Annotated in this window: 12 protein-coding genes; 2 read left to right on the top strand and 10 right to left on the bottom strand. The window is 38.4% G+C overall.

What is annotated here, in order from left to right:
* Positions 1-93: 93 nt before the first annotated feature.
* Both AC0L7T_RS26220 and AC0L7T_RS26215 read left to right on the top strand, forming a co-directional pair.
* Complete coding sequence (locus tag AC0L7T_RS26220; RefSeq protein ID WP_473339625.1) at positions 94-1677, top strand: fibronectin type III domain-containing protein; 1584 nt, start codon at positions 94-96, stop codon at positions 1675-1677.
* Between the two features lie 229 nt (positions 1678-1906).
* Complete coding sequence (locus tag AC0L7T_RS26215; RefSeq protein WP_473339622.1) at positions 1907-3556, top strand: glycoside hydrolase family 32 protein; 1650 nt, start codon at positions 1907-1909, stop codon at positions 3554-3556.
* Between the two features lie 258 nt (positions 3557-3814).
* Here AC0L7T_RS26215 and AC0L7T_RS26210 read toward each other — a convergent pair whose 3' ends face one another.
* The 10 genes from AC0L7T_RS26210 to AC0L7T_RS26165 all read right to left on the bottom strand — a co-directional run bounded on the left by AC0L7T_RS26210 (position 3815) and on the right by AC0L7T_RS26165 (position 13727).
* Positions 3815-4969 (bottom strand): dienelactone hydrolase family protein, encoded by a 1155-nt coding sequence (locus AC0L7T_RS26210; RefSeq protein ID WP_473339620.1) that lies wholly within the window; start codon positions 4967-4969, stop codon positions 3815-3817.
* An 88-nt stretch (positions 4970-5057) separates the two neighbouring features.
* On the bottom strand, positions 5058-5975 hold the full coding sequence (locus tag AC0L7T_RS26205) for a carbon-nitrogen hydrolase family protein (protein ID WP_473339618.1): 918 nt from the start codon (positions 5973-5975) through the stop codon (positions 5058-5060).
* A 252-nt stretch (positions 5976-6227) separates the two neighbouring features.
* Positions 6228-6863, bottom strand: a complete 636-nt coding sequence (locus tag AC0L7T_RS26200) for a hypothetical protein (RefSeq protein WP_473339616.1) — start codon at positions 6861-6863, stop codon at positions 6228-6230.
* A gap of 187 nt (positions 6864-7050) precedes the next feature.
* The gene (locus AC0L7T_RS26195) at positions 7051-9498 is read right to left on the bottom strand and encodes an ABC transporter permease (protein WP_473339615.1); all 2448 of its coding nucleotides are present in this window, start codon (positions 9496-9498) and stop codon (positions 7051-7053) included.
* Positions 9499-9953: 455 nt separating this feature from the next.
* Positions 9954-10490, bottom strand: coding sequence for a hypothetical protein (locus tag AC0L7T_RS26190; RefSeq protein ID WP_473339613.1), 537 nt, complete (start codon positions 10488-10490; stop codon positions 9954-9956).
* 174 nt (positions 10491-10664) lie between these two features.
* Complete coding sequence (locus tag AC0L7T_RS26185) at positions 10665-10847, bottom strand: hypothetical protein (RefSeq protein ID WP_198249269.1); 183 nt, start codon at positions 10845-10847, stop codon at positions 10665-10667.
* Between the two features lie 212 nt (positions 10848-11059).
* Positions 11060-11722: an SCO family protein gene (locus tag AC0L7T_RS26180; RefSeq protein ID WP_473339611.1), complete on the bottom strand. Its 663-nt coding sequence runs from the start codon at positions 11720-11722 to the stop codon at positions 11060-11062.
* On the bottom strand, positions 11709-12284 hold the full coding sequence (locus AC0L7T_RS26175; RefSeq protein WP_473339610.1) for a toxin-antitoxin system YwqK family antitoxin: 576 nt from the start codon (positions 12282-12284) through the stop codon (positions 11709-11711). The genes AC0L7T_RS26180 and AC0L7T_RS26175 overlap by 14 nt, the downstream gene beginning before the upstream one ends.
* On the bottom strand, positions 12284-13042 hold the full coding sequence (locus AC0L7T_RS26170; protein ID WP_473339607.1) for a YHYH protein: 759 nt from the start codon (positions 13040-13042) through the stop codon (positions 12284-12286). The genes AC0L7T_RS26175 and AC0L7T_RS26170 overlap by 1 nt, the downstream gene beginning before the upstream one ends.
* 40 nt (positions 13043-13082) lie before the next feature.
* Positions 13083-13727: a DUF6702 family protein gene (locus AC0L7T_RS26165; protein ID WP_473339605.1), complete on the bottom strand. Its 645-nt coding sequence runs from the start codon at positions 13725-13727 to the stop codon at positions 13083-13085.
* Positions 13728-13740 lie beyond the last annotated feature (13 nt).

Raw genomic sequence — 13740 nt, 5'->3', positions numbered from 1 at the left:
ACAACCATTCATATGGGAGTTCATATGTATTGGTTTGAATAGTAGGAGATTAAATATAAATTCATTGATAAACCAAGTACCTCTATAAATAAAATGAAAATTCAATTCAAAGTTTTTTTAGCCTCATTGTTGGCATGTGTTTGCTTTCAATCAGTGGCACAAGTAATAGAGATTAAACCCTACCTACAAGATGTAGAGCCAAATTCTGCCATAGTAATGTGGCAAACATCTGAAGGAGAAGAAAGCATTGTAGAATGGGGTTCAAGTCCCAAGCTAAACAAAAAAGCCAATGGCACTTCTGAAGCAATTAATTTTGATGAGGTACAAGTTCATACCGTTAAAATCACAGGATTAGAGCGATTTACTGAATATTACTATCGGGTACGTACTGGAAATGCCATATCAGATATTTTTCAATTTAAAACCCCACCTTTTTCAAATGATGGGGAAGATTTTAAGATAGTTGCAATGAGTGATATGCAATATGACCACAATCAACCTGATAAATTTAGTGAAGTGTTGAATGAAGGGGTGATCGGCTATCTTGAAAAAGAGTTTGGGGGATCTTTGCCTGACAATTTGGCCATGGTGCTTATACCAGGAGATTTGGTTCAAACAGGATCTAAGTTTTACCAATGGAAAGATCACTTTTTTAATCCGGCAGAGAAATTGTTTTCTGAAGTGCCCGTATATCCTGTACCTGGAAATCATGAAAGGAATTCGGTGTATTACTTTAAGTATTTCAGTTTGCCAGAGAATGGCACTCCGGCCTATGCCGAACATTGGTGGTACAAAGATTATGGTAACACACGTGTAATTGGTTTGGATTCAAATGATGGTTACAGGGATTTAAGGGAACAACTTGATTGGCTAAAAGAACTACTTGCAGACACAGAGAAAGACGACAATATCGATTTCGTTTTTGCTCAATTGCATCATCCCTTTAAATCAGAACTTTGGATTCCTGGTGAAGAAGATTTTACAGGCCAAATCGTTAAAGAATTGGAACAGTTTTCAACCAAAACAGGAAAGCCTAGTATTCACTTTTTTGGACATACACACGGCTATTCAAGAGGACAATCCAGGGACCATAAACACCTTTGGGTAAATGTTGCTTCGGCAGGTGGCGCAATAGACAATTGGGGTGAATTTGAAGGTAGGGATTACGATGAGTTTACTGTTACCCAGGATGAATACGGATTTGTAATGGTGTCAATTGATGGTGATAGAAAAGACCCTAAATTCACCATGAAGCGAATCAGCCGTGGGAATACCGTCGAACATAGGGAAAATGAATTGAGAGATAGTATTACTGTATGGAGAAAAGAACGCAAGCCAAATGCTCCTGAAGCCCTTTCCCCTGCTGGAGAAGGAGTTTCAATAAAGGGTGCTGTTTTGAAAGCGGGAGAGTTTAAAAGTGATTTTACAGGTACTTTTCACGCCGCCTCGCATTGGCAGGTGTCAAAATCAGAGGGGTTCGAAAATCTTGCCTATGAGAGCTGGCAACAGTTTGAAAACTGGTATTATAAAGAAAACCGACAAAAGGACGATGACTTAACCGATGAAAAAACGGAGCGACTTAATCCAAATACTACCTATTATTGGAGGGTGCGCTATCGGGATCAAAACTTGAATTGGAGTGATTGGTCTGAGGTTAAGACTTTTAAAACAGAGTAAAATTATACAGCCATTTGGGTGTAAGCAATCTGGGAGGAATAAATCTACGAAAGTTGGGTTTGTTCTTCCCAGATTTATTTAGAGGGCTACTGGTTTTCTAATGGAGATTTGTTGTCAGTATGTTTTTCCTAATAGAATTATACCAATTCAAAAGCGTGGTCCATTTACTATAAATCATGGTATGCACTAGAGGTCAAAATATTTTCATTTACCCAAAATATGACAATACATGAGAAAGATTATAGCGACAGCTTGCTGTCTATTTTTTATTTTCGCAAATACCATAGCCCAGGAATCTCTCCTAGAGAAAGCGTTTTCAGTGCAAAAGAAATTACTATTATTCCCGATTAACAGCGATGGACAAAAGTACAACCTGGACTTTAATGCGGGCGATTTCAAGACTTATTTTGACCTGAGGCTTGCTTTTCATGAAGACAGCACCGACTATTGGGTATTTATGGACGTAAGCAAGTTCCATGGTCAAAAAGTGAACATTAGTGGCGAAAAAAGCGCAGGGCTAAGTGACGGGTTCAAGCTTATTCACCAAAGTGATGAAATAAAAACAGATGTCCCCATTTATAGTGAAAAACTAAGGCAACAAATTCATTTTTCCAGTAAGCGGGGTTGGATCAATGATCCCAACGGCTTGGTGTACTACGATGGGGTGTACCATTTGTATTACCAGCACAATCCGTATGACTGGGCATGGGGAAATATGCATTGGGGCCATGCAGTCAGTAAGGATTTGGTGCATTGGGAGGAAATGCCAATTGTATTGCATCCAGATGAGATGGGAACCATGTTTTCTGGTTCAGCAGTGGTGGACAAAAAAAATACCTCAGGTTTCAAGACCGGTAGTGAAGATGTTATTGTTTATGCCTATTCAACCAACTTGGATAAAGTGGCCCAGGCGCAGAACCTGGCCTATAGCAATGACGGGGGAAAAACGCTCCAGAAATACGAGAACAATCCAGTGCTTCCCGCAATTAAGCGGTTTGGTACAAACGACGAGCGTGATCCCAAAGTATTTTGGTATGCGCCGAACAATAACTGGGTGATGGTTTTGCATGAAGGCCTAGGACAATCGATCTATACCTCCAATGATCTGAAAAAATGGAATTTTGAGAGCCATGTAAAAGGATTTTGGGAATGCCCAGAACTATTTGAATTGCCAATTGATGGAGATGAAACCAATAAAAAATGGGTGCTGTCTGGTGCTTCAGGGAATTATAAACTTGGCTCGTTTGACGGCAAAGTATTCATCCCTGAAACGGATAAATTGAATTACCTAAAAGGGGAAATGTATGCCGCACAAACCTATAATAATAACCCTGACGGAAGGCGCATTCAAATTGGTTGGGGCACTGTTGATTTTCCAGGAATGCCATTTAACAAGATGATGGCTTTCCCAACTGAATTGTCGTTGAAATCCACAAAACAAGGTCCGCGTTTGCACTTAAACCCTGTAAAAGAGATCGCTAATTTGTACAAAAGCTCGAAGTCATACAAAGACTTGATATTTGGAGACAAGGATGTCAATAAGGAAATCGATGCTGTGAGTACGCCTTTGCTTCATATAAAAACAAGCATAGAACCTGTTACAAATAGGAAGTTTACGATCTTGATTAATGGTTATGAGTTTAATTATAACCTCAATGACAATTTGCTCAATGATGTTTTTGTACCGCTGATCGACTACACTATCGATTTAGAGTTTATTGTTGATATCAACTCTATTGAAGTGTTTATAAATGGTGGTCAGCAAGTGATGGTCATTCCGCATGATTCCAATCAACAAAAACCGGGAATCACCTTTTCTAGCAAAAATAAAACACTAATAAAATACCTGGAAATCCATGAGTTAAACTCCATTTGGTAATTGGGTACAAGAAATCAAAAAAAAGACCAGACTACTAAAGTCCGGTCTTTTTTTTGATCCATTGAAATCGGAAATAATTCAAAAGGGGAAATGCTACTGATAAAAGCCAATAAACCCTAAATCACATTTCGATTTCCAATTGATACTTAATAACCAACCAGCTATTCTTTATATTGAGAAGTGAATTTCGATAATTGTGAAATCCGAATCTTTAAAATCATTAGCATGGGAGATTACACTTCATTTTGTCATCGTCTTTCATTCTAAAACATGCGCATTAGGAATGTGCTGAAGTTCCTGATCGATGAATTCATAGGACTCCAGCCTAACCTTCGTAGGGAAATCGTGGTCACCTTCCGGATATCGAACTGGTAATTTATCATCAACGTTGAAAAAATGATATACCCCTTTTACCATGTCCAAACCTTTGATCACGCCTCTTGGGTCAAAATATTGATCTTTTAAGGGTGCATTGGAAAAGAAGCCACGAGGCGCCAGCAAGGCGATTATTTCATGGTAATCAATTGGGATGAGCGCTCCATCCAAATTGTATTTGTCTCGAAAAAGGGGCATATATCGATCTTGTGCATAAGCGCCCAAACGGCCACCGAACTGTGTAATACCTCTTGGGCCAAGATCATAATATTCCAATTGGTTCCAGCCCCCACTGCTAACGATGACTTTCAATCGTTCATCAAATGCACCAACAAACATGGCATTGTGTCCACCCAGGGAATGACCAATTGCTCCAATACGGTTAGGATCTACATCCCCACGCTCCATCAACAAATCCACGCACCGCATATGATAAAAAATACCAGCCATAGTCCCTGATTGGTAGCGGTCTTTATTAAAATCGTAATCAGATAAATCACCCAAGCTGGGGTAATCAGGTGCAATGACTATATACCCTCGTTCGGCGAGCTCTTTTGCATAAGCCCGATTTGGCAATCCCTCTCCGTCCACAATCTTTTTGCCTTCATTTCCTGTGGGGTGAAGTGCCAGCATGGCGGGTAACATTCCAGTAATTGAACTGCGATTAGGAATGTACAAATAGGCCGGGACCCGCTCTCCTTTGACTGCCAGGAAGTCAATGGTCAATCTTAAGTATAGGTCTGTCTGAAGAGAGTCCTTGATACGGATATCCAGCTCTGGTAAATTATGCCGCTTGGGTAGTTTCCCCATCACGGCCTCCATATTTTGCTTCAGACGCCAACGGTATTGCTCCCATGCTGCCAGATTATTTATTTGAACCATCTCGTGTGTCTCGCTTGAGTAAATAGAAAATCCTTTATGGTTCAGGGATTTATTAGAAAAGTCTGCTGCCTGTTGTGCCAATATTGGAAAAGAAAGGAATGCAATCAATCCTGAAAGGACAATCCATTTAAAGGTCCAATTTGAAATTTGAAGCATTCTAATTCGGTTTATATCATCAGTTTGAGTCATTGTTTTGAGGTTGCTTCCTTGTTTGGTTTGCCTTTCTTTTTTGCTGATAACATTTTTAGATGTCGGGGTTGTATTTACTCCAGTTCGTTCCTCTTGCAGGACGAGGTGTGGGTTTTATTGTATGGTAAAGAATCTTTTCGGCTTTTGGCCCGTAAGGTCCATTAAGCATTTCCTTACCATCGGGACCGACAAGTAAAGAACAACCTATGGTGTTCCAATTCTCCCAAGGTCCTGCAGTTATTGGCCCCACATTACTTGCTGCAGCAATCCAGACAGAGAATTCTCTTGCCACAGGCATGTAAAATCCACGCCAGGCATCGCCATAAGGATCGGTCTTATTATTGTGATCTGGTGGAACTGCCCAGCTTGCAGGAGATAAAATCACATCCGCACCCATATAACAAAGCGATCGGCTTAGCACGTGGTCTTTGGCAAATGCATCCGCACATATCATCAAGCCGAGAGTACCAAATGGAGTATGACAAACTCCCAAACGATCTCCCTGGTCATATACATCTTGTCCAACAGAAAGTTCGTTGAGTTTACGATGTTTGATTAAGACCTCTCCTTTGTTGTCAATAATTACTGCGGTATTATAAATGGCGTCTCCATCTCTTTCAACTATCCCGGCACAGACATAAACATTGTTCTTTTTCGCCGCTTCACTAAGCCGTTGGCATGTTTCTCCATTGGGTATAGGTTGGGCAAACGCCTTGGCCGAGGGATGGGTCCAACCAAGATCCATTACCTCAGGGAGAAGTACCACATCGGCTTTATTAGCGGCGGCTTCCTTTATAAGTTCTTCGGCATGGGCAAGGTTTTTATCCAATTCTCCTGGTTCAACATACATCTGAACGATTGCCAGGTTAAATTCTTTGGGCATTTTGGTCGTCTGAGAGTAAGAATTAGCGGTAATAAAAAGGAAAGATCCAATGAATAATGCCTTTAAAAGGCAATTTAATCGCTTGTCCATAATTGAAAATTTATTTAATAGGAACGCTATAAATTACTCTTTTCAGTGGCGTTCTTTAGCTTAAAAGTATTTAATAACCTGAGTTTAAGCTAATTTAATAAAATAATCGATCTTCGAAGCTTAGTGTTAGTTTTAAGACAATCTTATTAAGAACAATACAATTGGAACCGTGGGTATAAAAAAAATGGTTTTGGTTTTTGAGCATAAAAAGAATTGGAAGATAGGTTAAAGCTAAACCTATCTTCCATGCATTTATAATTTTTCAATTAAAGCTTCCTGCTCCAACTGGGTAATGATTCGTGTTACATAATCATCTACAGTCGAGGTAATATTTACTGGGTCAACGATGCTAAATGTACCGACCCAAACCAAAGATTTATCCTCATCATCTTTGATATTATAAATCGAAGTCTCAATATGGAAAACTTTATAGTCCTCATAATAGTCTGGGGTAGTATAAATATCCTGAAATCTATAAAAATAGGGTCCGAACCGGTACCACCTGTTGTACCCAAAAGTGTAATGACCGGACCTGCGTATTGTTTTGTCATCGACCCCAACAACTGCAGTGATTACTACTGCATCAAAACCCTTTTGCAATAACTCTTCCTTCATGTTTTCTATTTCTTCTTCGCTTCTTTTTGAAGCTGTGAAAGATTGATCTATGGCCACATCACTTTCATATGCATTGATTCCATGGTTTATAAACTCTTCTTTAAGTTTTTCCTCAAAGATTTTCCGGGCCGTAAGGTTTTTCGTCATACCTAGGACTAAAAGCTTTTGGGGGTTGAACGAAGTTATTTCCTTGTTTTTCCAGCTATCCACAAATCGCGTTGAGGAACATGCCGTCAATGTCAGTATTCCGAGTATAAAAGCTATTTTCTTCATGATCTGTATGTTTAGTTATAATAGTATGATTTGTAGGTGTTTACAATACTAATATATCGAGTTATACAGCTCCCTAAAATGACCTAGATCAGGATATGTGTTTTTTTATGGGTTATTTTTCCAACAGATTGTTCGCCCAAACCTGCAATGACAAATCTTACAATTATCAAGCACTTTCGGGAACATTCTATTCCACTTTTAAAGTCTCCACAGGATTTTTATTGGCTATTCTTAGGCTTTGGGGCACCACTGTGAAAAGAGCTAATACTGTTACGATGAGTGAGCCAAGGATCAAAGTACCTATTCCAAAATCAGCTCGGACGATCATAAATTCCAACCAAAATTTGTTGAAAAAATAACTTGCCGGGGCAGCGATTAATATGGCGATCAAGATCATTTTTAAAAACTCTTTGGAAAGCAGGTAGTTCAATGTCAACAGGTCGGCCCCAAGTACTTTGCGAACTCCGATTTCCTTGGTCCGTCTTTCGGTACTATAAATCGCCATGCCAAATAGGCCAAGACAAGCAATCAATATGGCGATAAAGGCCAAAAATCCAATAATAGAAATGAGGTCTAAAATCGCTTGATTGTTAGCAGCCAGCTGATTTTCGTAATATTCATATTTTAAGGGGTGAATAGGATCAATTTTTTGCCAGGCAGCTTCTAAATTGGCCAGGGTTCTTTCTTGGTCTCCTTCGGAGATTTTAACTGTTGCAAACTTGAAAATCGAGGGATCATACTGGAAGACAATTGGACCTGTCTCACGACCTGTAAATAATAAAAAGAAATTGAAATTCTTGAAAACACCTGATACGGTTTTGTTATGGCCTCCGATTTCAAATGTTTCTCCAATAATTGAAGAAGGCTGTGCATAGCCAAGTTCTCTGACTGCCATCTCGTTCACCATAACGGAATTGGATATACTGTCATTTCCCATTGGTATTTTTTCACCGGCCAACAATTCAATTCCCAATATCTCCGCAAAATTCCGATCCACACTAAGTTTTATGGCCGATTTGCTGGTTTCTGAATCAAGTTTTTTTATTTCTGTATTGTCATTACGGCCATCAGCAGGAACATAGGCACAGGCAGAAACATCATCAACTCCGGGAACTTCAAGAAAGGCACTCTTTAAAAGTTGATAGTCGTTGCTCTGCAAATTAATATGGAGTATGTTTTTCGGTTTAAACCCATAATCGAATTTTGTAAACAATTCCATCTGACGGTAAACAAGAATACTTCCGATAATGAAAAATAAGGAAATGGCGAACTGTGAAACGGTAAGTATCTTTCTTAAGCCCATCTTTCCTGAGCCTAAATTCCCAATTCCTTTTAAGGCCTTAACCGAATTGAATTTTGACATGTGTATGGCTGGATACACACCCGCTAGAAACCCTACAAGCAAGGTGAATACCAGGATGAAACCAAATACTTTTAAATTGAAATCCAGACTAAAATTGAGATACTGGTTCATCCATAGCCCTAGAAATGCATTTTTCAGATAAATTAAAAATACAAAGGCCAGTAGCAATGAAAGGAAGACGGTAATAAAGGCCTCGCTCACAAATTGATAAATGAGATCAATCTTGGCTGCCCCATTCACTTTGCGTACTCCGATCTCATTGGACCGGGTAATTGCTCGTGCCACCGAAAGACTGGTATAGTTAAGGCAACTTGCCAACAAAATAATCAAGGCCAAACCTCCCAATATATAATAAGCGAAAAGTGGAAGGGTAGTGTCCGTTCCATTACCAGTGGCCTCTCCCGGGGTTATCTTGGTAAGTGGTTGGAAATTGTATCTAATCTTTTGTAAATATTCGTTTTCGCTTTTCTCCAAATAAGTTGAAGTGAAGGACCCCAAGGTATTTGTTAGCTCCTTTTCTCCAAAAGAGGGCTTTAGCATAACGTAACCATAGGTTTTGTGATCAATGCTCCAATTGTCACGAATATCTTCTATTTTTGATTCCTTGTAAAGGGTCTCCAAAGTTGACGAAGAAGCCATCACGTCAAATTTTAAATGTGATTTTGGCTGATCAGAGAAAACACCCGTAACAGTAAATAATCCCCAATCTACAGGATCCGTACTTTCATCTGTCCAGAAATTAAGTCCTCGATCGGTAAATTGCACCGTTTTACCTATGGGATTTTCATCGTCGAAAAGCTTTTGATTTACCTCATGACTTATTACTATCGAGTTAGGTTCACTAAGCGCTGAATTTTTGTCTCCGGCCTCCAAGGCAAAATCGAAAACATTGAAAAAGGAGGGATTTGTGAAATAACCCTTCATTTCCACATAAGACTTCTGATTGTTTTCATTTGTATAAATGGCGTCACCACCAAAGCCCGTTCGCAAGAAGGTGGCATCTTCAACTATGGCAGATTCGTTTTTCAAGGCATCAATGGTAGGGAAAGGTATTGTTGCCCGCATACGGTTGTTGTCAAGAGGGCTGGTAACGATTCTAAATATTCTGTCTTTGTTATCATGGAAATCATCATAGGACTTCTGATCCACCCACATCATAATAATCAACATACATATTGACATTGCCGCTGCCAATCCAAAAACATTGATTAGCGAATAGGTTCTGTTTTTGAAGAAAACCCTAAGTCCTATTTTTAAATAATTAAAGAACATGATACTGTTATTTATATTAACCGTGATAAGCGCAATGAGGGCATAACCTTAAAAGTTCTGCTTATACCAAATATACTATGTCTAATATTTGTGCCAAAAACATAAAAAGCTGTAGATCAGTTCATTATGTTTAAAAAGTATTAAGGTGCGCTTTAAAATGTAATATAATGTTACAACAAGTGTCTAATATTTTTACACTGTATCAGTTGGTCTGGTAGAAGATTTAACTTCACTGATTTTTTTATGTCAATTTCATAAAAAAAATGTTTTGAATTGACCATAAGGATTGCCTTGGTTACCTATTGTATTTCACTTTTACTTGAACGTCATTTTCCGGGTAAAATTAGAATGAATTGACCCAGGAAAATTTCTCATCAATCTAAAACCTTAGAGAGAAACAGTCGGCTAAATCAATTTTATTTAAAGGTAAATTTGGCAATTATTGAAAAGGAGGTTTAGGGTTTTGAGTCTGCGCTAGGTTTATTAAAGCGTTCATACATTTCAATGTCAAAGTAAGAAACGGTAACAAGGTTGTCTAAGGTTATGATCAAATCAACATCCAATTCATAAAGTGACTGGAATTTGACTTCTTCTACATATTCAGAATAAACATCAAGATAATGTGTTGTAAAGACCAATTTCTTTTGTACATCTCGATATCCGCTAAATACCGGAATGACTCTGATGTAGTTACTGACAGTAGGAATAGGTAATTCTTTTACCCATGCGATATAAAACTTATCAGTATCCAATGTGAATTCCAGAAGTTTAGCATCCTTGAATGAGGATCTAAGTAATAATTCGAGTTCATTTCCGACTACTTTGATAGCCTTCTCAATTTGTCTTTTAGGATCTCTGCAAAAAGTTAAGTTTCCAATTTCTGTTATCAACACAGCTATAAGAAACGAAAAAAACGTGGTTCCAATATAAGGGGTTTTTATTGGGAAATATCCGTGAATAAAAGGAATTAGACTAGGGGATGCCCATTGCACAATTAGGCGGGTAATAAATGAAAAAAATAATAACCAAGTTCCTATTAAAATTGTATCAAAAACAAGCCTTTGTCGATCTAGCCTTTGTTGCTTGAATTTGAATTTATTAAACCTGGATAATAAGTAGTACCCTCCTAATAGAGGCAGTATTAAAAGGTTCCAAGGCATTTGAAATTAGGTAATTTCGGGATTCAATTCCTTTTTTTTGGATTCTATTTCTTTGAAAATGGAAGACTTTTTTAATCTGCTGATAAGACTTTGAACTTTTTCTTGTTTGAAAAAGTCTTCATTTTCTATGTAAATTCTTCCTTCTTTGGTCGCTTTTACGACGTCTTTATTTTTCTTTACTTCAATCATATCAAAATCTAATATTTTTCTGTATAAATCAAAAACGTAATCAATGGTTTCTTGGTTTAAACACAATTATAAAAATCTAAAAAGCCATATAAATTGAAACTTGGTTTGCAAATTGGTAGAATTATCATAACATTAGTTTAAAGTAGTTGATTTTTTTCATTTATCCCAATTTTATTGGTGGGAACTTAATGGTCCAAACTCTCTAAGTAGACTTACATTGATTCCTCCTTTAAAATTTCAATATGCCGTTTTAGTCGCTCCAAATCCAACTCAAGGGTTCCGTTGTAAACGCCCCTGATATAGCCTTGTTTGTCTACGAGGATAAAATTTTCGGTATGGATAAAGGTTTCAGGATCCTGCGTCTTTGTAAAATCCTCATCGGCGAAATAGCCGTTTCTGGCAATATCATAAATGGCCTCTTTTGGACCTGTGACCAAATGCCACTTTGCGTCGTTTACTCCTTTTTCAACGGCATAATTCTTCAATACAGGCACACTGTCATTCCAAGGCATCACTGAATAGGACAGCAACATAAAGTCAGGATCATCTTTATAGGCTTCCTGCAAAAGGCTCATATTGCTCGTGAGCTTTGGACATATGCCGGGGCAAATGGTAAAAAAGAAATTGGCCACATAATTTTTCCCTGCATAGCTCTCATTGGTGATCCGCTCTCCATTTTGATTCAGGAATGAAAAATTGGGGATTCTATGCTCTTTGGTGTCCCAATCTGGCGTAAAGTCAGCAGAATTAAAGTAGGGCAATTTCGTGACTTCTGTAATTGCGGCTTTCTTGTTATTGCCTATCTGCTCCTTGCATGAATAGCCAACACCTATCAAAGCTAATGCTAAAAGGATGTTAATTCTAGTTCGTATCATGGCCATTTGTTTCAACAGGATTGCATTTCTTTAGTCCAATAAGTCCATACCGCTCACCATTTTTAGTGAAGTAATTGGCTTTTATCCGGCCGTCTTCCTGCCAAAGTTGTTGGCTTCCACTCTCTTTCCCATCTACATAGTTAAAAGCCATGAATTTTTGTCCTGAGGTATACCATTCTGTTACTGGTCCATTGTATTGCCCATTATTATTGAAATGGTATTCAAATTTAACATTGCCATTGGGCCACCAACCCTGGTGAGTTCCTACTTTATGCCCCTTCAAATAAACTCTTTTGGATTCCATGGTTCCTTCCGGATACCATTGTTTTTCCTCTCCATCTTTCCGTCCATCATTATAGAGCGCTTCAGATTTCTTGTTGCCATTGTCATAAGTGCTTATTAGTCTTCCTTTAAATAGCATTCCCTTATAATAGAGTGAGCCATTGTTCAAATGCAACTGTGGGTCAGCGGCATCCACAACAAGATTACCCTTGGTACTTTCACATGAAATGAATACCAATAAGAGGATCAAGGTGGTCTTATATAGGTAATTCTTTGGCATTATTTTGTGATGCTTCCCGGAGTTCCAAAATAACCGCTTCCATTAAGATAAGGGTCCTCACTACTGATATGATAATGGTAAATGCCTTCAGGAAAATCTTCAGTAATGGAGAAGTGTCCATGATAAGCATCCAGGTCATCATTGGTAATGGTGTGGCCATTTTCAACTGGCCCATATACAGGAAAGCCATCGGACAAAAGCCCTAAAAATGCGTCATTACCAAATTCGGATGTCAAGTAAGTTGGTTCAATGTGATAATGGTATTCGCCACGCATCTGCGGATGGCCTGCCCATTGATCAAAAGAATCGATTTCATTGGTCAATGGCTGGTCGGGACCGGCATATTGATTGTAGAAAACGACCCCATTTCTGGAAACGCCAATTGCTCCAAGAGGGGTTGACTGGTGAAAGCTTGCCTCAGAGGGATACAGCGGTATGGTCAAAACAATGTTTTGGCTGGCAATGGTATTCGGGTTTTTATTATAAGCTGGATTGTTGCCGCTATACTCACTGTATAAAGGATTGCTTGTGGGCCAATAAGGACTTGTGTGGTTAGGGAGATCCTGGGTAGTGAAAATCACATTGTCCCCACGTATTTCATAGGAAAGGCCAGTCCCTTCAAATTTTGTCAATAGGGCGCTGATGTCATACTCTGTAGAAGTTTCTTCCAAATCCATTTCTTCCATTTCATTGGAACAAGCCATGGTGAGGGCCATAATAATAAAGTAAATAGGCATTGTATTCTTTATTTGCTTCATTATGATAATTTATTTTAAAGATTTTAATCCTGTACTTATCTTAGTTTATCGGCAGCAGTTTTTTTCGTTTAATATAATACGCCAATAGTAAAAATGAAATAATCCCTACTAGCCAATAGTTGAAACTGGATTGTATTGTTTCATCCTGTAAAAGGCCAAAAATTAAGTTCGCTTCCTGAATTACAAATTGTTCCTCCTCTACTTTGAGATTGGCTGTATGCTGGTTCTCGTTGTTTAGGATAAATTGGACATTGTTCTTGCCTTCTCCCAAAACCATAAAAATACTTTGATTTCGATTGATATCCTTAAAACTTGGATTTTTTACGACAATGGTCTCAATGGTTTCAGGTATTCCTTCTGCCTGGAAAACCACATTGGTGTCGTGCCCCAGTTTTACGAAACCATTTTTAAGCGCAAGTGACTTGTCTTGTCCATTAATATTTATGGTAATATTATCCATTAAATACTCCATAACCAATTCCTGAAATTCTTCAGGGGTAGCAAAAGCTCCCTCACCATAATGCTGTTTAATTACATATTCAAAAGCTGTGAGAGGCGATCTTACTTGCAGTATCCAGCCCTGATGCGCTTGTTCTGTTAAAATTATAGAAGATATAGCAGGCTGGTGCGCTTGGGCAATCCCTGCCCAGGTCAATAGTATAAAACTTGCAATCCATTTAATCATTTTTTCTAATGTT

The organism is Cyclobacterium sp. 10D3-21, from assembly GCF_055809755.1.
The sequence above is the reverse complement of the archived record's forward strand: the minus strand, read 5'-3'. Positions and strand labels throughout refer to the sequence as shown.

What these genes read in the sequence shown, in the direction of transcription:
- AC0L7T_RS26220 (WP_473339625.1), top strand. Translation starts at nt 94, where the DNA reads ATGAAAATTCAATTCAAAGTTTTTTTAGCCTCATTGTTGGCATGTGTT.
- AC0L7T_RS26215 (WP_473339622.1), top strand. Translation starts at nt 1,907, where the DNA reads ATGAGAAAGATTATAGCGACAGCTTGCTGTCTATTTTTTATTTTCGCA.
- AC0L7T_RS26210 (WP_473339620.1), bottom strand. Translation starts at nt 4,969, where the DNA reads ATGCTTCAAATTTCAAATTGGACCTTTAAATGGATTGTCCTTTCAGGA.
- AC0L7T_RS26205 (WP_473339618.1), bottom strand. Translation starts at nt 5,975, where the DNA reads ATGGACAAGCGATTAAATTGCCTTTTAAAGGCATTATTCATTGGATCT.
- AC0L7T_RS26200 (WP_473339616.1), bottom strand. Translation starts at nt 6,863, where the DNA reads ATGAAGAAAATAGCTTTTATACTCGGAATACTGACATTGACGGCATGT.
- AC0L7T_RS26195 (WP_473339615.1), bottom strand. Translation starts at nt 9,498, where the DNA reads ATGTTCTTTAATTATTTAAAAATAGGACTTAGGGTTTTCTTCAAAAAC.
- AC0L7T_RS26185 (WP_198249269.1), bottom strand. Translation starts at nt 10,847, where the DNA reads ATGATTGAAGTAAAGAAAAATAAAGACGTCGTAAAAGCGACCAAAGAA.
- AC0L7T_RS26180 (WP_473339611.1), bottom strand. Translation starts at nt 11,722, where the DNA reads ATGATACGAACTAGAATTAACATCCTTTTAGCATTAGCTTTGATAGGT.
- AC0L7T_RS26175 (WP_473339610.1), bottom strand. Translation starts at nt 12,284, where the DNA reads ATGCCAAAGAATTACCTATATAAGACCACCTTGATCCTCTTATTGGTA.
- AC0L7T_RS26170 (WP_473339607.1), bottom strand. Translation starts at nt 13,042, where the DNA reads ATGAAGCAAATAAAGAATACAATGCCTATTTACTTTATTATTATGGCC.
- AC0L7T_RS26165 (WP_473339605.1), bottom strand. Translation starts at nt 13,727, where the DNA reads ATGATTAAATGGATTGCAAGTTTTATACTATTGACCTGGGCAGGGATT.